At 41.0% G+C, this 21162-nt stretch carries 18 protein-coding genes; 13 read left to right on the top strand and 5 right to left on the bottom strand.

Going from position 1 to position 21162, the window contains the following annotated elements; translation table 11 throughout:
• Nucleotides 1–117: 117 nt before the first annotated feature.
• The 4 genes from FTU80_RS14355 to FTU80_RS14340 all read left to right on the top strand — a co-directional run bounded on the left by FTU80_RS14355 (nt 118) and on the right by FTU80_RS14340 (nt 4466).
• Complete coding sequence (locus tag FTU80_RS14355) at nt 118–1875, top strand: GspE/PulE family protein (protein WP_180027311.1); 1758 nt, start codon at nt 118–120, stop codon at nt 1873–1875.
• A gap of 104 nt (nt 1876–1979) precedes the next feature.
• Complete coding sequence (locus tag FTU80_RS14350) at nt 1980–2342, top strand: NirD/YgiW/YdeI family stress tolerance protein (protein WP_180085765.1); 363 nt, start codon at nt 1980–1982, stop codon at nt 2340–2342.
• Between the two features lie 131 nt (nt 2343–2473).
• On the top strand, nt 2474–3142 hold the full coding sequence (locus FTU80_RS14345; RefSeq protein ID WP_180077531.1) for a response regulator transcription factor: 669 nt from the start codon (nt 2474–2476) through the stop codon (nt 3140–3142).
• A gap of 4 nt (nt 3143–3146) precedes the next feature.
• Complete coding sequence (locus FTU80_RS14340; protein WP_180085763.1) at nt 3147–4466, top strand: HAMP domain-containing sensor histidine kinase; 1320 nt, start codon at nt 3147–3149, stop codon at nt 4464–4466.
• Between the two features lie 196 nt (nt 4467–4662).
• On the opposite strand, the gene hemP is transcribed toward FTU80_RS14340, so the two are convergent.
• Nucleotides 4663–4833, bottom strand: a complete 171-nt coding sequence (gene hemP, locus FTU80_RS14335; protein ID WP_078189103.1) for a hemin uptake protein HemP — start codon at nt 4831–4833, stop codon at nt 4663–4665.
• A 147-nt stretch (nt 4834–4980) separates the two neighbouring features.
• Between hemP and FTU80_RS14330 the strand changes: the two genes are divergently transcribed.
• Nucleotides 4981–5880, top strand: coding sequence for an NUDIX domain-containing protein (locus FTU80_RS14330; RefSeq protein ID WP_180085761.1), 900 nt, complete (start codon nt 4981–4983; stop codon nt 5878–5880).
• A gap of 544 nt (nt 5881–6424) precedes the next feature.
• Here FTU80_RS14330 and FTU80_RS14325 read toward each other — a convergent pair.
• Entirely contained in the window at nt 6425–6907 is a 483-nt protein-coding gene (locus FTU80_RS14325) for a tetratricopeptide repeat protein (protein ID WP_180085777.1), read from the bottom strand.
• A gap of 76 nt (nt 6908–6983) precedes the next feature.
• Nucleotides 6984–9377: a penicillin-binding protein 1B gene (gene mrcB / locus FTU80_RS14320; RefSeq protein WP_180085759.1), complete on the bottom strand. Its 2394-nt coding sequence runs from the start codon at nt 9375–9377 to the stop codon at nt 6984–6986.
• A gap of 152 nt (nt 9378–9529) precedes the next feature.
• Here mrcB and FTU80_RS14315 point away from each other — a divergent pair, with 152 nt between their 5' ends.
• Nucleotides 9530–10468: an NAD(+) kinase gene (locus FTU80_RS14315; protein ID WP_078189100.1), complete on the top strand. Its 939-nt coding sequence runs from the start codon at nt 9530–9532 to the stop codon at nt 10466–10468.
• Nucleotides 10469–10470: 2 nt separating this feature from the next.
• On the top strand, nt 10471–10737 hold the full coding sequence (locus FTU80_RS14310) for a YeaC family protein (RefSeq protein WP_078189099.1): 267 nt from the start codon (nt 10471–10473) through the stop codon (nt 10735–10737).
• Between the two features lie 91 nt (nt 10738–10828).
• Here the strand turns inward: FTU80_RS14310 and FTU80_RS14305 are convergent, their stop codons facing one another.
• Nucleotides 10829–11827: a glycosyl transferase family protein gene (locus FTU80_RS14305; RefSeq protein WP_180085757.1), complete on the bottom strand. Its 999-nt coding sequence runs from the start codon at nt 11825–11827 to the stop codon at nt 10829–10831.
• Nucleotides 11828–12235: 408 nt separating this feature from the next.
• On the opposite strand from FTU80_RS14305, the gene FTU80_RS14300 reads away from it, so the two are divergent.
• Nucleotides 12236–13582 carry a dicarboxylate/amino acid:cation symporter gene (locus FTU80_RS14300; RefSeq protein ID WP_078194416.1) on the top strand — a complete coding sequence of 449 codons (1347 nt, stop codon included), beginning with the start codon at nt 12236–12238 and terminating at the stop codon, nt 13580–13582.
• A gap of 170 nt (nt 13583–13752) precedes the next feature.
• Entirely contained in the window at nt 13753–14895 is a 1143-nt protein-coding gene (locus tag FTU80_RS14295; protein ID WP_180005245.1) for an acyl-CoA dehydrogenase family protein, read from the top strand.
• Between the two features lie 126 nt (nt 14896–15021).
• Here FTU80_RS14295 and FTU80_RS14290 read toward each other — a convergent pair whose 3' ends face one another.
• Nucleotides 15022–15552 (bottom strand): DJ-1/PfpI family protein, encoded by a 531-nt coding sequence (locus tag FTU80_RS14290; RefSeq protein WP_180085755.1) that lies wholly within the window; start codon nt 15550–15552, stop codon nt 15022–15024.
• 572 nt (nt 15553–16124) lie between these two features.
• Here FTU80_RS14290 and pheA point away from each other — a divergent pair.
• The 4 genes from pheA (at nt 16125) to FTU80_RS14270 (ending at nt 21132) form a co-directional block, all read left to right on the top strand.
• Entirely contained in the window at nt 16125–17234 is a 1110-nt protein-coding gene (gene pheA / locus FTU80_RS14285; RefSeq protein WP_180077541.1) for a prephenate dehydratase, read from the top strand.
• 69 nt (nt 17235–17303) lie between these two features.
• Nucleotides 17304–18395 carry a histidinol-phosphate transaminase gene (gene hisC / locus FTU80_RS14280; RefSeq protein ID WP_078189092.1) on the top strand — a complete coding sequence of 364 codons (1092 nt, stop codon included), beginning with the start codon at nt 17304–17306 and terminating at the stop codon, nt 18393–18395.
• 3 nt (nt 18396–18398) lie between these two features.
• Nucleotides 18399–20648 (top strand): bifunctional prephenate dehydrogenase/3-phosphoshikimate 1-carboxyvinyltransferase, encoded by a 2250-nt coding sequence (locus FTU80_RS14275; RefSeq protein ID WP_180085754.1) that lies wholly within the window; start codon nt 18399–18401, stop codon nt 20646–20648.
• 112 nt (nt 20649–20760) lie between these two features.
• Entirely contained in the window at nt 20761–21132 is a 372-nt protein-coding gene (locus FTU80_RS14270) for a hypothetical protein (RefSeq protein WP_078194409.1), read from the top strand.
• The last annotated feature ends 30 nt before the right edge of the window (nt 21133–21162 follow it).

Here is a 21162-nt window from a genome sequence, read left to right as displayed (position 1 = left end):
TCATTAATAACAAAAATAGTATGCTTTCAGAAAACCTATGTGCAAAACACAAATGACACAAGCGTGCCTTTAGAATTTTTTTGCTATAGTAGTTCTATGTTTGGGGAACATAGAACAATGACTTTTAATTTTGAAATTGACACTTCTTGGTGTTTAGACCAATTACAAAAAGATGGACGTATTACTGAACGGGACAAAATACTGATTCAAACCACGCACCGTCAGCGTGAGCAGTTAAAATGGCATCCATTACAATGGATTGCCAATTTTAATTTAGTGGATCAGAGTCATCCACAGTCTACCTTAACACTCAATAGACTCTGTCAATGGTTAGCAGAAAAGTCTGGTGTACCGTTTTATATTATCGATCCTTTAAAAGCTGACGTGCCTGCTTTGACAGCCATTATGTCGCAAGAATTTGCAGTACGAAATCGCATTTTAGCGGTGGAATTACAAAATGAGCATGTGCTGATTGCAACGGATCAACCTTATAAAAATGAATGGATTGCCAATTTAGAGAGAACAGTTTTACCACGGAAGATTCAGCGTGTATTGCTCAGTCCAGATCAACTACAGCGTTATTTGGTTGAATATTACCAAGTGAGTCGCGCAGTCAGTAATTCGCAAAAATCATCGAGTTATGACCGTGAAAATAAAGGCGTTGAAGCACTATTACAATTAGGTGATACACAAAATCCAGATGCCAATGATCAGCATATTGTGAAGCTTGTGGATTGGGTCTTACAGTTTGCCTTCGAACAAGGTGCAAGTGATATTCACCTCGAGCCGCGTAAAGATACAGGAAAGGTGCGTTTTCGTATCGATGGGGTATTGCATACCATCTACAACATGCCTGCAAATACCCTGACAGCCGTGGTCTCGCGAATTAAGATCTTAGGACGGATGAATGTGGCGGAAAAGCGTAAGCCGCAAGATGGACGTTTAAAAACCCGTACACCCAAAGGCCAAGAAACAGAGCTACGTTTATCGACGCTGCCAACAGCCTTTGGTGAAAAGTTAGTCATGCGTATTTTTGACCCTGAAGTCTTGGTACGTAGTTTCCAACAGCTCGGTTTTGAAGGGCGTCTGTTAGATGATTGGAAGGCCTTAACCAGTCATAGTCACGGTATTATTTTAGTGACTGGTCCGACGGGTTCGGGTAAAACCACCACGCTTTATTCATCACTCAAACAATTGGCAACCGAAGAAGTGAATGTCTGCACCATTGAAGACCCGATTGAGATGTTAGAGCCAAGTTTTAACCAAATGCAGGTGAATACAGGGATTGATCTAGGCTTTGCCGATGGTGTACGGGCGTTAATGCGTCAAGACCCTGACATTATCATGGTCGGGGAGATCCGAGATCATGATACGGCAAATATGGCAATCCAAGCTGCATTAACAGGTCATTTGGTGCTTTCAACTTTACATACCAATGATGCACCATCGAGTTTGACGCGATTACATGATCTGGGGATTCAGCCTTTTTTAACGGCAGCGACCATTTTAGGGGTTTTGGCACAACGTTTGGTTCGTCAACTCTGTCCACATTGTAAGCGTGAGACTTTTATCAATGAACAAGAGTGGAAACATTTGACCTTTGAATATGCGATACAAATGCCTGATTTTGTCTACGAGGCGGTGGGCTGTGATGAATGCCGTCAAACGGGTTATAAAGGCCGTGTGGGAATTTATGAATTTATGCCACTCAGTATTGAAACCAAGCAATTGATTGGTGCCAATGCAGATCTAACCCAACTACGTACACAGGCACGTAAAGAGCATGTCGAGCCATTACGAATTGCAGGTGCGCGTAAAGTACTTGCAGGTGTGACGACTTTAGAAGAAGTTCTGCGTGTCGTACCGCTCAACTAATGGTTCGATCAAATAAATAAAAACGTCTTTGCAGCTTAAGATTCGACTCATCTTGCTTTGTTTAAATAGCGCTATCGAAATAGACAAAGTAAGAGAGATCGAAGATGAAAACATTCACTCAATTGGTATGTGGTTTAGCATTTGCAGGTGTGGCATCGGTTGCAGTCGCGAATACAGCATTTAATCAAACAGCTGTTGCACCGATGAAAACCACATCAGTGAAACATGCCTTAGGCTTAAAAGATGATAGTAAAGTTCAATTGAAAGGTTATGTTGTGAAATCGATGGGCGATGAAAAATATCAGTTCCGCGATAGCACAGGCAGCATTACAGTGGATATTGATGATCAACTTTGGCAAGGCAAAGCGATTTCAGCTAAAACACCAGTAACGCTCATTGGTGAAATCGACATTGATTACAAACCGACGAAACGCGTTGAAGTTGATGTCGATCAAGTAAGATTTTAATTTAGCCTGTTATTCATTTCAGTGCTGCTCCATAAAAAACCACGGCTTGCTGTGGTTTTTTTATGATTTGAGTAGATATGAGCAAAAGTTCGATAAACTGAAGTCGTAACCATAGAAATAGGGTAGGTAAGATGCGAATTTTATTGGCAGAAGATGATGAATCCCAAGCCGACAGTATAAAAACATGGCTTGAAATGGATGGCTACAGTGTCGATTGGGTTGATCGCGGCGATCACGCTATTTTGGCTTTAGAACAACATCAATATGACTGCATACTTTTAGATCGTGGCTTACCAAAAGTAACTGGTGATGAAATTTTAAAACGTATCGTACAGTTGCATCCGCTTACACCAGTTTTATTTATTACTGCTCGGGACAGTATTGCAGATCGTGTTGAAGGTTTAGATCTGGGAGCCCATGATTATTTGGTGAAACCCTTTAGCTTGGAAGAGTTGTCAGCAAGGGTACGTACCCAATTACGCTTGCATCATCAACAGCGTGATAATTCTCTGACTTTCGGGGATTTAAGTTTAGATGTACAAGCCAAAACGCTGCGTAAAAATGCGGAATTGATTACGCTGACATCGCGTGAATATCAAATTTTGCATAAGATGATGTTGAATCCTGAGCATATTATGACACGTAGCCAACTCGAAGAATCGCTCTATGCTTGGGGGGATGAAGTTGAAAGTAATGCGATCGAAGTTTTTATTTACCAATTGCGTAAGAAGATTGGCAGTGATTACATTAAAACCTTAAGAGGTTTGGGTTATCGCATGAATCTTCCGCAACAAAGTTAAGTCTATGAGTGATAAAAAAAGTATTTCTTTACAGTCGCAACTGATTAAAACTTCACTGCTCAGTGCAATTTGGGCGGGAGCAATCTCTCTGTGTCTGATGTTGGGATTTGGGCTGTATCACATCATGAATGTGCATGATGCCCTGATGGACGAAGTGGCTGACATGCTCACTGCTACTGATCTCACGCTGAAGCAAGACGAACAAATAGATGAGCTGAGTGAAGAGTTTGATATGCAATATCAACTCATGCAAGGGCAGCAAGTCTTAACCACGTCGGAACAACACACAGCATTTGAACATCAGCTCAATTTAAAACATGGGCTGCATTATCAATGGAGAGAAGGCGCGTTATGGCGTAGCTATGCACTTCAGGACGATGGATTAACCGTACAAATCGTTCAACCGATGAAAACACGGTTGAGGGAAACGCTGCAAAGCGTACTAGGCTATGCAGGGATTCTATTGATTGTCTGGTTGATCCAATGGCTATTACTGCATATTTTGATTAAACGTCAATTGAAAGTTTTACAGCTTTTTTCAAAACAAATCGCTGAAAAAAATGTAGATGACTTACAAGCCATTGTTTTACCTGAACCTGTATTACAGGAACTAGAACCGATCCAAACACAGCTGAATTTTTTATTAAACCGATTAGATCAAGCCTTAGAGGCGGAACAACGCTTTACCTCCGATGCCTCACATGAATTACGCTCACCGCTGTCTGCGATTCAAATGCGACTTCAGGTATTAAAACGAAAATATCCCGACATTCAGCAGGATTTATTGAGCATACAGCACGATGTTAATCGAGGAACACGCGTGTTGGAAAATCTACTAATTTTGGCACGGCTCGACCCGACGCAATCGGAGCAATTAGATAAAAAACAAGACGACTTAGAACAGCTGAGTTTACAAGTCCTTGACGCTTTACAGCCTTTTATTGAAGAAAAGCAGATCGAATTGAAGCTACAGACCCAGTCTGTACAGTTTGAGATGAACGCAGAGTTGATGTTTAGCTGTCTACGCAATTTAGTCGATAACGCTATTCGCTATAGTCCTACGCAAGGACAGGTAAAGATTGATTTAACGGTAACAGCACAGCAGGCGGTTTGGACGATTGAAAATCAAGGTGCGGGACTGACAGTCGCAGAATTGCAACGCATTGGCGAGCGATTTTACCGAGTATTGGGAACGAAGACGCAAGGTTCAGGTTTAGGTATTTCAATTGCCCAAAAAATTGTACAGTTACATCAAGGCCATTTAAATGTGGATGCATCTGAACTGGGTGGCTTAAAGGTACAACTCACTTTTCCAATCCGTTAAAAACACGATTTGCTCTAAGGAATTTAGCGAAAGAGTGTTGTGAGAGGAAGATGAGTGTTGCGATTTAAATTAAGTTTGAATAGCTATAAAACTTAATTTAACTAAGTACAAAACTTAAAAAGCAGTAAGCGAATGGCTTACTGCTTGTGTCCACGATTATTTTTATTGCGCTGATAATTATTATTTTTATCAGAAATTATTTGGTCAAAATAAGGCGATTATTTCGTGTTAAACGTAGTCGATATTCTTCACCTGCATGCATAATGCGAATTTCACGTCCTAAAGCAAAAAGGTTGTTTGAATGTAGCATTGGCAGTGAGTGGTGTGCTTCATTGCTACGAGTAAAAAGGCTAAATGGTGCGTTCATTCCGTCGACTCCGTGGTGTATTTTTGAATGGTTTAAATGATAATCATTATCGAATAGGCCTGTCAACGGTAATTTTAGGATTTTATAAAAAAGATAAATTTGCTTACACTTGGATATCAATTGGAACAGAGTAGAGAGCAGGGAACTATGTCGAAACCGCAAATCGATGTCGCCATTGCGATTTTATTGCATCAAGACAAAGTACTGGTGGGTTGGCGTGAAGCAAAACAACATCAGGGCAATAAACATGAGTTTCCGGGTGGTAAAGTCGAGCAGGGTGAAAGTCCTGAACAAGCGTGTCGTCGTGAAATTTTTGAAGAGGTTGGCATTGGTTTACACGACTGGCATGCTTTTGATTTTATTCAGCATGAATATGATGATGTTATTGTGAATTTACATTTATTTCATGCCACTGTCCCGCATGCATTGCTGAATGAAATCCAAAAGCCATGGGCCTGGTATTCACGTCAACAGCTCATGAGCTTGAATTTTCCAAAGGCCAATCAAGCTATTTTGCAACGTTTATATTGGCAGCAACAGATCAAAATCACAGCCGATCTACCAACACTTGAAACGCTTCAAGAGACGCTGTTGTATTATTGGCGAGTCGATGCCAGCGCAGAAAATGCAGAGGCATTAAATCAATTACCTACCGTGATTTTAAAGCAATTGATAATTAATGAAGATCTATGGTCATTACTCTCTACAGAGGTGCAAGCACATATTTCGGCTTTACATCTTAAGCAGCACCAATTGCTGAAAAAAAATAAAGGTGATTTACAGCTTGGGAAGCGCTATATCGCCGCTTGTCATGATCAAGTTTCTGCACTGCATGCGCAAAAAATTGGCTGTGAGGCTATTTTTATGAGCCCAGTTCTGGCGACACAAAGTCATCCAGAGGCGCAAGGTATGGGATGGGCGCATTTTTCTGAGATTACACGAAGCATAGAAATCCCTGTTTTTGCTTTAGGTGGCATGCGTCCTGAATTGCTACCTATTGCACAGCAGCATCATGCTTATGGGGTGGCAGGTATTCGCAGTTTTTAGAAACTAGAATGTGTATATTGAATTAAAGTCGTATTTGAAAGTCGTTATGTAAAATTCAGTGAAGGTTGGTTAGAAATAGACTTACTATTTGTAAGCTATTTACTGATGTTACGCCCGTAAAAATAATTACGCATTTTTAAAATGATTTTTAAACCGATACGACGGAGTCTTAAATCTAGAGATTGAGTAAAGGGATTAGCCTTCGGCTGGAGGTACTCTTACGAAACGATGCTTCTCATTAGGCAAAATGAGAAGCGTGCTTCACAAGGAAACCATCTTGCGGTGCAATGCACCTCACTGACAAAACTCGTTCACTAGCGTCAATTTATCCAAAGTATCGCAAACATTTTTAAATAGATGTAGTCTTGTCTCAAACGCTTGCAGATGACGTTACCGTGTATCGTACTTTTATTTAGATCAAATTATGCTTCTGATGTTACTGCGTAACATTATTTAATAATAACTATGAGAAATAAACTTACTTTTAGTATGTTTTAAATAAAAAAGCCTGATCTCAATTAAGATCAGGCTTTTTTATGGGGGCTTAAAGAGCTTTGATGGCTTGTTGGGCTTTTTGAATGGTGCTGCTTTTCTTTTGCATTTGACCAGCTTTTAAAACAACATTCCAAAGCTGTTGTTTCATCGGCTTGGTTTGAGCATAGCTTAATCCACGCAGTGCCAACGATTCTGCATTCGCAGGTTGATTTTTTCGATTGGCGATCATTGCCAAATATAAAAAAGTTTCCGCAGATTGTGGTGCCAAACGCTGTGCTTGAGTTGCCGCACTTTCAGCTTCATTCCATTTTCCTTTGGCATAAGCGGTTTGCGTAGTTTGCATCAATTTTTTGAATGCAGGTAAGTCGCGACCATCATCAAACTTTTGAATTTGGGTTTTCTGCTCAGGAATAACGATGCGTTGACGTTTAATTTCTGGATGGTCATATGGTGTAATAATGACCCCAGAAGGGTCATGGATGTCTGCCTTTTTTTCAGGTGCGGCAGGCGGCTTTTGCTCAGGTTCGATCATGGTTTGGCAACCTGCCAAAATGATCGTCAAAACGCTCAGAATACTGAACGTTTTTAAAACTTTAATGTTGTGCAGTTTAATTTGAATACTCTCCACTTGAGATGATGCGAGGTTGATCAGATGAACCCTGATCATTATCGACATCACTTTCACGAATGTAGTCACCTAAACTATCATTTTGCTCCTGAGTTGGCTGCGTCTCTTCAGTATCAACTGTGTAAGGTTCTACTTCATATTGTGTCGAACCACATGCCGTAGCTTGATTTGGAATGGAGTTGCGCGAAAGAGGAATATACATCGCACCTGTACAATGCTGCGCAGATAAATTACCTGAATAACGGTCTAACCAATGCCACTGTACGCTGTCTGGTTGACGTAAATTAACTGGTTTTTGACGTAACTGCTTCATCACATTGGTCCAAACAGGAAGTGCTCCTGACGAACCAGTTAAGCCTGTAACTTTGTTGTTGTCTAAACCTAACCAAACCACACTTAAATAATTACCTGAATAACCTGCAAACCATGAGTCACGCGTATCATTGGTTGTCCCTGATTTACCTGCAAGTTTGAGTGAAGCTGGTAATGATGCATAAGCAGAACGGCCTGTCCCAGAACTCATCACTTGTTGTAAACCGTAGTTCAAGATAAAGGCAGCATCAGGTGCAATTGTCGGTTGTACCGTTAAGCTATAACGATCTAATAAACGACCATTGGCATCGACCACTGAACGAATGGCTTTCACTGGATATTTGAAGCCACCAGTTGCAAAGTTGCCATAGACACTCATCACTTCCATCGGTGACATATCGATAGCGCCGAGGTAAATCGAAGGGTAGTTTGGAATATTAGAAGTCACACCAAACTTTTTCAGATGGTTAATAAACGTGGACATACCGAACTCTTGACCTAAGCGTACCGCAGAGAGGTTATAAGAGTTTGATAGGGCATCGACCATTGGTACGACACCATGTGCACCACCACTATAGTTTTTCGGTGTCCAAGCTTTGCCATCACTTTGAATGCTGATAGGGCTGTCTTCGACTTGACTCGCCCAGTTATAGCGGTTGGATTCTATCGCACTGAGGTAAATCACAGGTTTTAGCAATGAACCAACTTGACGTTTAGCATCCATCGTACGGTTAAAGCCGGTAAAATCCTGCGTTGAACCGACTGCTGAAACCAATTCACCATTTTCAGGATGAGACACCAGTACCGCGCCTTGTAATTCTTTCAAGCGTGCTGGATTGGCATTACTTAAACGTGCCACAGATTCTTTAAATGCAGTTTGTACACGAGTTTGAGCAATCGGGTCCATCGCGGTGAAAATACGCAGACCTTGATTGGTCAAATCGCTTTCTTGGTATTCAGTACGCAGTTGACGACGCACGATATCCATATAGTCTGGGAAGCGAGAAGGGCCCAATGTTGGTTTTGTAATGACATTTAATGGACGCGCTGACTCAGTTTCATATTGTTCCTGAGTTAAATAGCCCATCACCACCATATTGTTCAACACAATATTACGGCGTTTAATCGCACCTTCAGGGTTTTTCCATGGATTAAATAGGGTCGGGCCTTGAACCAGACCGACTAAATACGCCTGCTGAGCAATATTTAATTCACGCAGTGGTAAACCAAAATAGAATTGTGATGCTAAACCATAACCATTGATGGAATAGTTACCGTTTTGACCTAAATTCACTTCATTTAAATAAGCTTCAAGAATTTCATCTTTGTCATAGTGAAGTTCAATCAGCATCGCCATTAAGGCTTCATTGGCCTTACGCTTAATGGTTTTTTCAGGCGATAAATAGAAATTTTTCACTAATTGCTGAGTGAGGGTCGAACCACCTTGACGTTTACCACCTGTAACATTACTTACGATGGCACGTGCTGTACCACGAATCGAAATACCATGATGCTGATAGAAATTACGGTCTTCGGTAGCAATTAAAGCTTGGATTAAAGGCTTTGGCACTTTATCAAGTTTGATCAGCACACGGTCTTCATTGTGCTGAGGATAAATACCACCAATTAACATCGGCTCTAAGCGGGCAATACCACTACTTGATGGCTTAGTTGCACTCACTTCAGTGATTTGATCTTCACCAAAGGTCACTTTAAGGACTTGTTCAGGGTCGACACTATCACCAAAGTCAAAACCACGCGTATGGATATAGGTCACATTGCCAGAAGTAACGTAACTCCCCGTTTTCGCATAGCTGTCCTGAGCGTTATAGCCCAAAAGTTTCAGTTCTTGGTTGAGGTCTGCTTGGCTTACAGGTGCATTGGTATAAATTTCTAAGGGACGAGCAAATACCTTGGCTGGAATATCCCAACGTTGACCTTCGAATTTGTCACGTACAATATTATCTAGACGAATAAGATAAATGCTGAACACGAGAAATCCGCCGATGATCAACAGCGAAAAAATCAGTGCAATTATGCCTATGCCACGTTCAGACTTCATAAATAGTGATAAAACCCTGAGAAATTTTGCTAATCATGCGAAGCTTTTCAGTATTTTGCAATATTTAAACTGTTATATGTATGCAAAATATTGGAAGCTACTTCACTAAAGTCGAAACTTTAAAGTTTTTTTAAATCATTTCTGTTAGTGATATGATACCAATGAGGCGAAGCGGAGCAAAAGCGCAGGTGCAAATTTCACATAAATCATTTCGAAACATTGGGTTGATTGGTCGTCCAGACAAATCATCAGTGATCGAAACCCTATGTTTGATCCACGATCATATTTTGAGTTTGGGATTACATCCTGTATTTGATACGCAAACAGCGCAGCTGGTTCCCTATAATAATACTCAGACGGTCAGCCGTAATTTATTGGGAGAAGTCGTCGATTTGGTGATCGTAGTCGGCGGTGATGGTTCATTGCTTCATGCTGCACGTGCCTTGGTGAAATATAATACCCCTGTGATTGGGGTGAACCGTGGTCGTTTGGGCTTCCTGACCGATATCAAACCGACAGAAGTGATTTTCAAGTTAGATCAAGTGCTCAAAGGTGAGTTTCAGCTAGACCGACGTTTCTTGTTGGAAATGGAAATTCGCTCGAAAGGTGAGTCGATTTATGATGCTGTGGCTTTAAATGATATTGTGCTGCACTCGGGTAAATCGGTACACATGATCGACTTTGAACTAAATATTGATGGGCAATATGTGTACCGCCAACACAGTGATGGTTTAATTGTTTCGACGCCAACTGGCTCTACAGCTTATGCATTATCTGGTGGTGGTCCGATTGTCCACCCAAGTATGGATGCGATTGCCTTAGTGCCAATGCATCCTCATACTTTGTCGTCACGTCCGATTGTCGTGGGCGGACAAAGCGAAATTAAAATTTTGATTCGTGAAAACCGTGTTCTACCAATGGTCAGTGCCGATGGTCAACACAGTGTATCATTGGGTGTAGGCGATAGTTTACATATCCGCAAACATCCATTTAAGCTCAACTTATTACATCCACCTGGTTATGACTTCTATATGGCATGTCGTACCAAGCTAGGCTGGAACCAAGATTTTGACTCATTAAAGCAGGATTAATTATGAATATTGAACAGATGCTTGCCGTACTCGATCCTGAAATTGTTGGTCGATTAAAAACGGCAATTGAAATTGGTAAATGGCCAAATGGTGTAGCGCTGACTCAAGAACAACGTCAAATTTGTATGCAAGCGGTGTATGCATGGGAAATTAAACATTTGCCAGAAGATGAGCGTAGTGGTTATATCGACCGCGGGACCAAAGAAGAAGATGAGCATTGCGACTCACATGTGGAAGAACCTGAGTTCAAGCCGATTCGTTTCGTTTAATCCTTTTTCTTTCTGATTGAAAAAGCCAGCTTAATGCTGGCTTTTTTATTAGCTGATGCATACCTAAATTTGTTGCTACATATCTGCTTATTTAAGCGTGACGATTTGCCCACATGGTTTTGGCAGTTTGCATTGCTTCATCAAAACTTGCGATGGCACCCATGGTATACAGTGCGATTCCCATGGTTTCGGTGACCGCGATTTCACCATATTCATGTGCCTGCTGACCGTCCCACACGGCTTTAAAAATGGCCAAATCAAGTTCTTCTTCGACTGGACTGCGGTTGTCCGTCAGTTTAGGCAATTCATGTTCATACATTTCACCATCCTTGATACCACAAATTAATGTTTTTGCATCGGGATTACGTTCGAATTCACCACCTTCACCCTTAATGACAGCACTATTTTGATAACCCAATTGAAATGCCGCACGTTGGTGTGATCCACGATAGGCTGGATGGAAAATAGCTTGCATGGTGGCTTTGGCATTAAATGGATTTATCAGACGCGCAAGGGTGTGAATTGGGGAACGTAAACCCATCACATTGCGCAGTGAAATTAAATCACTGAGTATTGGTGAAATGACGTCGAGCGGAATATAAGCAAAATGACGTTGTATGAGTTGCTGTTCCACATCTGTATCATTTTGGCAAATAGGAAAACCCAAATACTCTAATACTTGTTCTGTATAAAGGCGGTTAATGGTATGACCTGAAGCGCCATGCATTACGACATTGTAGTCGTGTTTTGCTAGCGTTAATGCGGCCAATAAAAACCAAGGATAATGTTTGCGTTTACCTGCATAAGATGACCAATCTAAATCAACATCAAGTTTTTTAAACTTGAGCTGATCACGTGTGGCTTGGACAAAGCCAGTGAGTTCATCAACTGATTCTTCTTTTACACGCAATAACATCAAGAAAGCGCCCAATTGAACGTCTAAAACCTCATCTTTTAAGATCATGCTGAATGCTTGGTAGGCTTCATCATAAGTGAGCGAACGTGCGCCATTTTTACCTTTACCCACGATACGGACAAATTGCGCAAAAGGATGTTCAAAATCTTTGTAAATATTTCGTTTATTGTTCATGCAAATACAGGGCTTAAAATTAGGACTTAAGGATAGTTTACTTCTATAGTTGGTATTTTTCAGCCTGATAATGAGTGTAAAAAATGCAGTCTTTAGACTATAGTCTAATGATCTCGGTCTATTATTTAACCGAAATTAACATTTGTGGCAGAACAAGCCATTAAAAAACAGGTAAAATTTAACCTACTTTAGTATGCGTTTCATCTCCTGATCAATGTGCTGATTCTATATCAGGTCCTGATGTGATTATTTAATCACCATACATATTTCGTTTTTCTGTATTTGGCTAAGTCAAATACCTTTGGTGCTCTTTTGTCGAAGACAAAGGGGTTTTGGGCTGTTTATTTTTTGAAAATAGACAAAAACTGAATATTTCTTTGAAGCAGAAATATATCGTGAAGTAATGTCATGGCTAAAAAACCAATTTATAAGTCACTATATTTTCAAGTGATCGTTGCCATTATTGCGGGTGTATTGGTGGGTCATTTCTCACCAAGTGGTACGCAAATTATCAATGGTACCGAGCAATACGTAAAAGGCTGGGGTGAATTGTTCTATCCACTAGGACAAGGTTTCATTAAGCTAATTAAAATGATTATTGCACCTGTGATCTTCTGTACCGTGGTAAGTGGTATTGCAGGCATGGAAAGCATGAAATCTGTGGGTAAGACAGGTGGGGTCGCTTTACTATACTTCGAAATCGTTTCGACCATCGCACTCATTATTGGTCTTGCAGTGATTAATATTGCAAAACCAGGTGTGGGCATGAACGTAGATCCAGCATCTTTAGATACTGCAGGTATTTCTAAATATGTTGAATCTGGTGCAGCACAATCTACCCAAGAATTTTTTATGAATATCATCCCAAACACCGTTGTTGGTGCGTTTGCTGAGGGTGAAATTCTTCAAGTTCTATTATTTGCCTTATTATTTGGTTTTGCTTTGCATAAACTTGGTGATGCAGGTAAGCCCGTATTGAAGTTTATTGATCAAATTGCACATGTATTCTTTAACATTGTAAACATGATCATGAAGCTTGCACCAATTGGTGCTTTCGGTGCGATGGCTTATACCATTGGTAAATATGGTATTGGTAGTTTGGCGCAATTGGGGCAATTGATCATCTGCTTCTATATCACATGTTTGCTGTTTATTTTCATTATACTTGGCTCAATTGCACGTATTTGCGGTTTCAGTATTTTGAAAATGATTCGCATGATTCGCGAAGAGTTACTGATCGTACTGGGTACGTCATCTTCAGAGTCTGTACTGCCACGTATGTTGAAAAAACTTGAACTTGCTGGCGCAGAAAAATCTGTAGTGGGTCTTGTTATTCCAACAGGTTATTCATTTAACCTAGATGGTACGTCTATTTACCTGACCATGGCAGCAATCTTTATTGCACAAGCAACCAATACACCGCTTGATATTTCGCATCAGATCACGTTGTTGTTGGTTCTACTCATTTCATCTAAGGGTGCTGCGGGTGTGACGGGTTCAGGCTTTATTGTGATGGCTGCAACATTGTCTGCTGTGGGTCATATTCCTGTTGCAGGTTTGGCATTAATTCTTGGTATTGACCGTTTCATGTCAGAAGCACGTGCATTAACGAACCTTGTAGGTAACTCATTGGCAACGATTGTGGTTGCGAAATGGGTGGGTCAATTAGACAAAGAAAAACTAGATTTTGCTTTAGCAAATCCTGAAGAAATTGACCGTCAGATGCAAGAAGAAGGCAATGCACATCATGCATAACGCTAATGCTGTGATGTAAAAGATGTAATTAAAAAGGAAGCTTCGGCTTCCTTTTTTAATGCAAGGTCAAAGCCAAATTTGAACGCTTTAGTTTTTAGGCATGACGGCTGTTCTAAACTGCAATAGGATGGAGCTCAACAAAATAACAAACTCAACCAAGGAAGAAACACATGCTAGCTTATGATGCAGACTTAGAATTATTTCGAGATAACTTTCGCCGTTTTATGGCAGAGCATGTCGCACCACATTATGAGCAATGGGAACGTGAAGGCATTATGCCGCGTTCAGTATGGAATGCTTTGGGTGAAAATGGCTTTTTATGTGTGGATGTGCCTGAAGAATATGGCGGCTATGGCGTCCCAACGCATTATTCACTGATGCTAGTTGAAGAATCTGCGCGAGCAGGTTTTAGTGCATTATCGACAGGTATTTCATGCCATTCTGAAATTGCAGCGCCTTATATTTTGCACATTGGTTCAGAAGAACAAAAACAATATTGGTTACCGAAAATGGTCACGGGTGAAGTGGTCGGTGCTATTGGTATGACAGAGCCGGGTGCAGGTTCGGACTTACAGTCTATGCGCAGTAGTGCAATTTTGCAGGGTGATTATTATCTGCTCAATGGTTCGAAAACTTTTATCTCAAATGGTCAACATGCAGACCTTGTGGTATTGGCCGCGAAAACTGATCCACAAGCACGTGCCAAAGGCGTGTCATTACTTTTAGTCGATACACATTTGGATGGATTTAAGAAAGGTACCAACCTCGACAAAATTGGTCTACATGCACAAGATACTTCTGAGTTGTTTTATGACAATGTCAAAGTACCGAAAGAGCAACTTTTGGGTCAAGCTGGACACGGCTTTGCTTACTTGATGCAAGAGTTACCGCGTGAACGTACCGCAATTGCCTCAACTGCAATTGGTGCGATTCGTGGTTCCATTGATGTGGCAACGCAGTATGTTAAAGAGCGACAAGCGTTCGGACAGGCGATCGGACAGTTCCAAAATACTCGTTTTGTCTTGGCACAGGCTAAGATTGACGAATTGGCTACAGCGGCATTTTATAATCAAAATGTTGAACTTTATATGCAAGGCAAACTTGATGTTGAAACTGCAGCAGCACTCAAGAGCTTTTCTACTGATATGCAAATGAAAGTGGCCCATAATCTACTTCAATTATTTGGTGGCTATGGTTATATGACCGAATATCCAATTTCACGTTTCTTTGTTGATGCACGTATTCAGCAAATCTACGGTGGCACCAATGAAATTATGAAAGAAATCGTGGCACGAAGTATTTTAGGTCGATAAACAATTTATCAGGCTGAAATTTAAATAGCGAAGTGAAGACTTCGCTATTTTTTTGAGGATATTTTTCTATAGATTTGCTTATTTGAATTAGATTGTGTGTTTAATTTTGCGTGAATATTTTGAAACCTATGATAATGACGGTTGCCCCAAAACTTGCAGACAGACTTCAATAAATTCAGGTGTATCTAAAGTACTGCGAGACGATATATATAGGTTATTATCATTCACGACCGATTGATCCGACACCACCACACCTGCGTTTAGTAAAGCAGATTTCAGCGTTTCAGATTGGGCGAAATGGCGACCTTGTATGACACCAGCTTCTAATAACAACTGTGGACCATGGCAACTGCTCAAGATCGGCTTTTGGCTATCTGCAAAATTACGTACAAAATAGATAAAACGGTCATCTAAAGAGAGTTTCTCTGGGGAATAACCGCCGGGAATAAACAAGGCATCAAAATCATGCACAGAGGCGTCATCGATACTCTGATCAATGGTGATCTGGGAACGGCGTTTCATGCCGTAAACAATTTTTCCAACCTGATCTTCGATATTGATAATGCTGTGCCGAGCGGCTCGAAAGGCCTCCACAGGCTCAAGGTACTCAATATCTTCAAAATCGTAGGTCACTAACACTGCAATTTTCTTGTGCATACTTGTACCTATGGGTCTGTTATTTTTTTTCTGATATTTAGACTACAAAGCAATGAAAAAAATTACCTGTGTCTTTTGTAATAAATGCGTCAATGACTGTAAACACTAGATGAAAGTGCCTATTAAGTCACTGAAAAAACGATCAATGACCAAGTGTTTATATAGATCATCTTTAAGTTTCAAATTATTTCTATGCCATGAAAGCCAAGTTTTGAAATTTTTATTTTGCTTCAAGTATTGAGAGCAAAATTTAAAACTGAAATGACCAATGAAACAAATTGATTGATGGGTTTATACAAGGGGATGGATCTGATGCAAATTTGGAGGAAAAGAGAAGGTCTATTTATTGTGCTGCTCAAGATGAATGATCAATAAAGCCGTCAAAAGGTAAGATTTGCCTTAATTATGGCTTTACCTATCAGTTTGGCTGTTTTGGCTCTTAAGTTAAGCTGATGAAGCTTTAATCAACTGTATGTTTTTAAGGCTGAAACCATCAAAGTCGTATTGCGCAACATTTGAAAGCTAACTATTGTTATACTGTTTGCAAAATTTTTTTGAAGGGCGACATAACAATGATCAACGATGATCAAAACACTCCGACTTCTCTGGACTTAGCTCAAATTCGTGAAGATATCGACTCTGTTGATATGCAGATTCAACAACTTATCAACCGTCGTGCGAAACTAGCTGAAGCTGTGGCAAAAGCAAAATTTGCTGCAGAAGAGAATCCATTGTTTTATCGTCCTGAACGTGAAGCACAAGTTTTACGTAAAGTTATGGATCGTAACGAAGGGCCATTGTCTGATGTGACTATGGCGCGTTTATTCCGTGAGATCATGTCGGCATGTTTAGCTCTTGAAGCACCGCAAAGTATTGCGTTTTTAGGTCCAGTCGGAACTTATACGCATTCGGCTGTTTTAAAACATTTCGGTCAAGACGCTGTTGTTCGCCCTCTTCCAACGATTGATGAAGTATTCCGCGAAGTAGAAGCAGGCAGTGCGCACTATGGTCTTGTGCCTGTAGAGAACTCATCTGAAGGTGTAGTGAACCACACTTTAGATTGTTTTAAATCTTCACATCTGAATGTTATTGGTGAAGTTGAACTGCGTATTCATCACCAGTTCCTAGTGTCTGAAAACACACGTAAAGACAGCATTAAACAAATTTATGCTCATCAACAAACTTTGGCACAATGCCGTGGTTGGTTAGATGCTCATTATCCAGGTGTAGAACGTGTTGCACTCAGTTCAAATGCAGAAGCTGCACGCCGTATTCGCAATGAATGGCACTCAGCAGCAATTGCTTCAGAAGTCGCTGCGAACATTTACAACCTTGAAATTTTGCATAGCAATATTGAAGACAATCCTGAAAATACTACTCGTTTCTTGGTGATTGGTCGTGAGAAAGTACCGCAATCGGGCAATGATAAAACTTCATTGTTGATTTCTGCGCATGACCGTGCAGGGGCGTTGCTTGAAATTCTTGCACCATTTGCAAAACACAATATCAGTTTGACCAGTATTGAAACACGTCCTGCCTTGCCTGAAAAATGGGCCTATGTCTTCTTTGTTGACCTTGAAGGCCATGTAGAACAAGACAATGTCAAAGCAGCGATTGAAGAAATTCGTCCATTGGTTAAAGAAATTCGTGTATTGGGTTCATATCCGATTGCTGTTCTTTAAGATCACAACTGTGATCAATTCCATCAGGAGTTGATCACCTTCATCATTTGAAAAAACTGGAAGTGTAAAATGACGTTTGTCCCAGCCAATGAAGGCATTGCAAAGCTAAAGCCTTACCAACCAGGTAAACCAATTAGTGAACTTGAGCGTGAGTTGGGTATTACAGATATCGTAAAACTCGCATCAAATGAAAACCCATTGGGTTGTTCTGACAAAGTGAAAGAAGCGGTTGCTGCTGAACTTGCAGAAATTGGTCGATATCCGGATGGTGGCGGTTTTATTTTGAAAGACCAAGTTGAAAAACAATTTGGTATTGCACATGACCGTATTACGTTAGGTAATGGTTCAAACGATCTTCTAGAAATTTTCGCTCGTGCTTTTGTTTCAGAGCAAGACTCAGTGGTGTATAGCCAACACGCATTTGCTGTGTATGGTCTGGTGACACAAGCAATTAATGCTGAAGCGATTGAAGTGCCTGCAAAAGGTTTTTCACATGACCTAGATGCAATGGCTGCGGCAATTAAAGACAATACTAAATTAATTTTTATTGCGAACCCAAATAATCCAACAGGTACATGGTTTGAAGAAGCTGAATTTGAAGCGTTCATGCAAAAAGTACCTGCAAATGTGATCGTGGTTTTAGATGAAGCTTATGTGGAATATTTCCCAGAAAACTTCAACAGCTTGAAATTCTTAGATCAATACGCAAACTTAATCGTTAGCCGTACTATGTCAAAATGCTATGGCTTGGCTGCGCTACGTGTTGGTTTTGCTTTGGCTTCAGTTGAAGTGACGGATTTCCTTAATCGTATTCGTCAACCTTTTAACGTGAACCATCTTGCGATGGTGGCTGCAGTTGCTGCACTTAAAGATGAAGCGTTTATTGAAAAATCACGTGTAGTGAATAAAGCAGGTATGGCACAACTTGAATCAGGTTTTGATGCTCTAGGTTTAGCGTATGTACCTTCACGTGCGAACTTCATTTTAGTAAATGTAAAAGCAGATCCTGCACAGACGTTCAATGCTTTATTAAAAGAAGGTGTGATTGTTCGTCCAGTTGGTATCCCTGAGCATTTACGTGTATCAATTGGGACTGAAGCTGAAAATGCTAAATTCTTAGCTGCCTTGGCTAAAGTTTTGGGCTTAGAGGCTAAAGCTTAAGTCATGTCTGTGCCACTATTTGAAAAAGTTGCTTTTATTGGGCTTGGGCTGATTGGCTCAAGCCTAGCTCGTGTCATGATTGCTGAAGATTTGGCTAAAGAAATTGTGGCATCTACGCGTTCACAAAAAACTTTAGAAGATGCAAAAGCTTTAGGACTTATTCAGCAGGGTTATAGCGATCCTGCTGAAGCGGTCAAAGGTGCAGATCTCGTTGTCTTGGCTTTGCCAGTACGAGCGACACAAAAAGTCCTTGAAGCGATCAAGCCTTATCTATCCGAACAGACGATTATTACCGATGTTGGGAGTACCAAAGGCAATGTCGTTGATGCAGCGAAAGCAGTCTATGGTGAGCAATTACCTGTTGGTTTTGTACCGGGGCATCCGATTGCTGGGGCTGAACTAACAGGTGTGCATGCAGGTAAGGTAGATTTATTTGCTAATCACAAAGTGATTTTGACACCATTACCTAGCAGTGCAGATTGGGCTGTAGAGAAACTGATTCAATTGTGGCAAGCTGCCAAAGCGGAAGTGATTTGCATGGAGGTGGAAAAACACGATGAAGTGTTGGCCCATACCAGTCATCTTCCGCATTTGATGGCATTTAACTTGGTTGAGCAACTTGCGAACCGAGAAGACAATTTAGATATTTTCCGTTATGCCGCTGGCGGTTTTCGTGATTTCTCACGCATTGCTGCAAGCGACCCACATATGTGGCATGACATCTTTTTTGCTAATAAAAAGGCAATTTTAAATGCGGTAGATGGCTTTGAAAAACAATTGGCTATTCTTCGCAAACTGATTGAAGATGAAAACTCACAAGCGTTGATGGGACTGTTGGGGCATGCACAAGCAGCACGCCAACATTTCAATCACATGCTCGCAAAGAAACCACTGATGGAGAAAAATAAAGTGACGACACAGCAATTCAAAATTTTACCGGGTCCAAAGCAATTCCAAGGTAAATTTACTGTGCCAGGTGATAAATCTGTGTCACATCGCTCTATTATGTTTGGTGCTATTGCAGAAGGCACAACGCATGTCACTGGATTCCTTGAAGGTGAAGATGCCTTGGCAACCCTTCAAGCATTCCGCGATATGGGTGTAAGTATTGAAGGCCCTAAAAACGGCGAAGTCACCATTCATGGTGTAGGTATGCATGGTTTAAAAGCACCTGCAGGCGCTTTGTATATGGGTAACTCAGGCACTTCAATGCGTTTGCTTTCAGGCATGTTGTCGGCACAAAAGTTTGATTCGGTGATGACGGGTGATGCGTCATTATCAAAACGTCCAATGGAACGTATTGCAAAACCATTACGTGAAATGGGTGCGCAAATTCAAACCACAGGTGAGCGTGGTACGCCGCCCGTGTCTATTTCTGGAAGTCAAAACCTTAAAGGTATTCACTACGACTTACCAATGGCATCTGCACAAGTAAAATCAGGTATTTTGTTGGCTGGTCTTTGGGCGGAAGGTGAAACTGTTGTCACTGAGCCAGAACCGACACGTGACCATTCTGAACGTATGCTTCGCGCATTTGGTTATGACGTAAAAACAGAAGGCAATCGCATTTCACTTCTAGGTGGTGGCAAGTTAGTCGGTACGGACATTCAAGTACCCTCTGACATTTCATCTGCAGCATTCTTTATGGTGGGTGCAGCGATTACTGAAGGTTCAGATGTCACACTTGAAGCGGTCGGCATTAATCCAACACGTACAGGTGTGATCGAAATTTTAAAACAGATGGGTGCTGACCTGACTGTTGAAAATGAACGTATCGCTGGCGGTGAGCCGATTGCAGATATTCGTATTCGTGGTTCACGTACACTCAAAGGCATTCATATGCCAGAAGATCAAGTACCATTGGCGATTGATGAATTTCCAGCACTGTTTATCGCAGCGGCTTGTGCAGAAGGTCAAACCATTTTGACTGGTGCAGCTGAACTTCGAGTGAAAGAGTCGGATCGTATTCAAGTGATGGCAGATGGCCTAAAAATTATGGGTATCGATTGTACGCCAACCGAGGACGGTATCATCATTGAAGGTCAAGGCAAAGCGGGTGAGTGGGGTGCAATCTTCACAGGTGGTGAAATCGAATCACATCATGACCACCGTATTGCAATGAGCTTCTCAATGGCAGGTTTACGTACTTCGGGTGAAATAAATATCGTGGGTACAGAAACTGTTGCGACCAGCTTCCCGACATTTACAGAGCTAGCGACTCAAGCCGGTTTAACGATTGCGGTAAGTGAATAAATAATTCACTAAATTTGTATATTTATTCAACAACAGCCAAGCAAATGCTTGGCTGTTTGGTTTTAATTGCTTATGCTAAAACCATACAACAAGAATGTCTTTGGATAGATACATGAGAAAACTACAATTCACCGCCCATAGCGATTCAAATCGAGTTGAAAGCAGTGCTGATACGCAAACTCAGGTTGCTGAATTATTGGCAAATAAATTAGAGCGTTATGGCTTTCAAACGTTATCGCAAAGTGGTGATCAGATTGCAGTCAGTGTCGATCAACATGAATTGCCACTTTCAGTGACATGTCAGGGGCAGGATGAATCAGGTCGTCTAGTCTGTGAAATTACCTCTTATCCAGATGAAGACCAAGATTGGTTAGATCGTATTACTGAGCAAAGTTTATTGAATCAATTGGCTCAAGCGGTCGAAAACAGTTTAAAAGAAGAAGACTCGTATAGTGAGTTTCAATGGAAACAAATGACGAAATGAACTGAAAAATTGAATTAAAAATCATCTATA

This window comes from Acinetobacter sp. YH12145, assembly GCF_013418335.1.
GTDB classification, from domain to species: Bacteria; Pseudomonadota; Gammaproteobacteria; order Pseudomonadales; family Moraxellaceae; genus Acinetobacter; species Acinetobacter amyesii.
The sequence above is the reverse complement of the archived record's forward strand: the minus strand, read 5'-3'. Positions and strand labels throughout refer to the sequence as shown.

Excerpts from the sequence above, each read along its gene's own strand:
- FTU80_RS14355 (WP_180027311.1), top strand. The coding sequence starts at position 118 with ATGACTTTTAATTTTGAAATTGACACTTCTTGGTGTTTAGACCAATTA.
- FTU80_RS14350 (WP_180085765.1), top strand. The coding sequence starts at position 1,980 with ATGAAAACATTCACTCAATTGGTATGTGGTTTAGCATTTGCAGGTGTG.
- FTU80_RS14345 (WP_180077531.1), top strand. The coding sequence starts at position 2,474 with ATGCGAATTTTATTGGCAGAAGATGATGAATCCCAAGCCGACAGTATA.
- FTU80_RS14340 (WP_180085763.1), top strand. The coding sequence starts at position 3,147 with ATGAGTGATAAAAAAAGTATTTCTTTACAGTCGCAACTGATTAAAACT.
- hemP (WP_078189103.1), bottom strand. The coding sequence starts at position 4,833 with ATGAACGCACCATTTAGCCTTTTTACTCGTAGCAATGAAGCACACCAC.
- FTU80_RS14330 (WP_180085761.1), top strand. The coding sequence starts at position 4,981 with ATGTCGAAACCGCAAATCGATGTCGCCATTGCGATTTTATTGCATCAA.
- FTU80_RS14325 (WP_180085777.1), bottom strand. The coding sequence starts at position 6,907 with ATGATCGAACCTGAGCAAAAGCCGCCTGCCGCACCTGAAAAAAAGGCA.
- mrcB (WP_180085759.1), bottom strand. The coding sequence starts at position 9,377 with ATGAAGTCTGAACGTGGCATAGGCATAATTGCACTGATTTTTTCGCTG.
- FTU80_RS14315 (WP_078189100.1), top strand. The coding sequence starts at position 9,530 with ATGATACCAATGAGGCGAAGCGGAGCAAAAGCGCAGGTGCAAATTTCA.
- FTU80_RS14310 (WP_078189099.1), top strand. The coding sequence starts at position 10,471 with ATGAATATTGAACAGATGCTTGCCGTACTCGATCCTGAAATTGTTGGT.
- FTU80_RS14305 (WP_180085757.1), bottom strand. The coding sequence starts at position 11,827 with ATGAACAATAAACGAAATATTTACAAAGATTTTGAACATCCTTTTGCG.
- FTU80_RS14300 (WP_078194416.1), top strand. The coding sequence starts at position 12,236 with ATGGCTAAAAAACCAATTTATAAGTCACTATATTTTCAAGTGATCGTT.
- FTU80_RS14295 (WP_180005245.1), top strand. The coding sequence starts at position 13,753 with ATGCTAGCTTATGATGCAGACTTAGAATTATTTCGAGATAACTTTCGC.
- FTU80_RS14290 (WP_180085755.1), bottom strand. The coding sequence starts at position 15,552 with ATGCACAAGAAAATTGCAGTGTTAGTGACCTACGATTTTGAAGATATT.
- pheA (WP_180077541.1), top strand. The coding sequence starts at position 16,125 with ATGATCAACGATGATCAAAACACTCCGACTTCTCTGGACTTAGCTCAA.
- hisC (WP_078189092.1), top strand. The coding sequence starts at position 17,304 with ATGACGTTTGTCCCAGCCAATGAAGGCATTGCAAAGCTAAAGCCTTAC.
- FTU80_RS14275 (WP_180085754.1), top strand. The coding sequence starts at position 18,399 with ATGTCTGTGCCACTATTTGAAAAAGTTGCTTTTATTGGGCTTGGGCTG.
- FTU80_RS14270 (WP_078194409.1), top strand. The coding sequence starts at position 20,761 with ATGAGAAAACTACAATTCACCGCCCATAGCGATTCAAATCGAGTTGAA.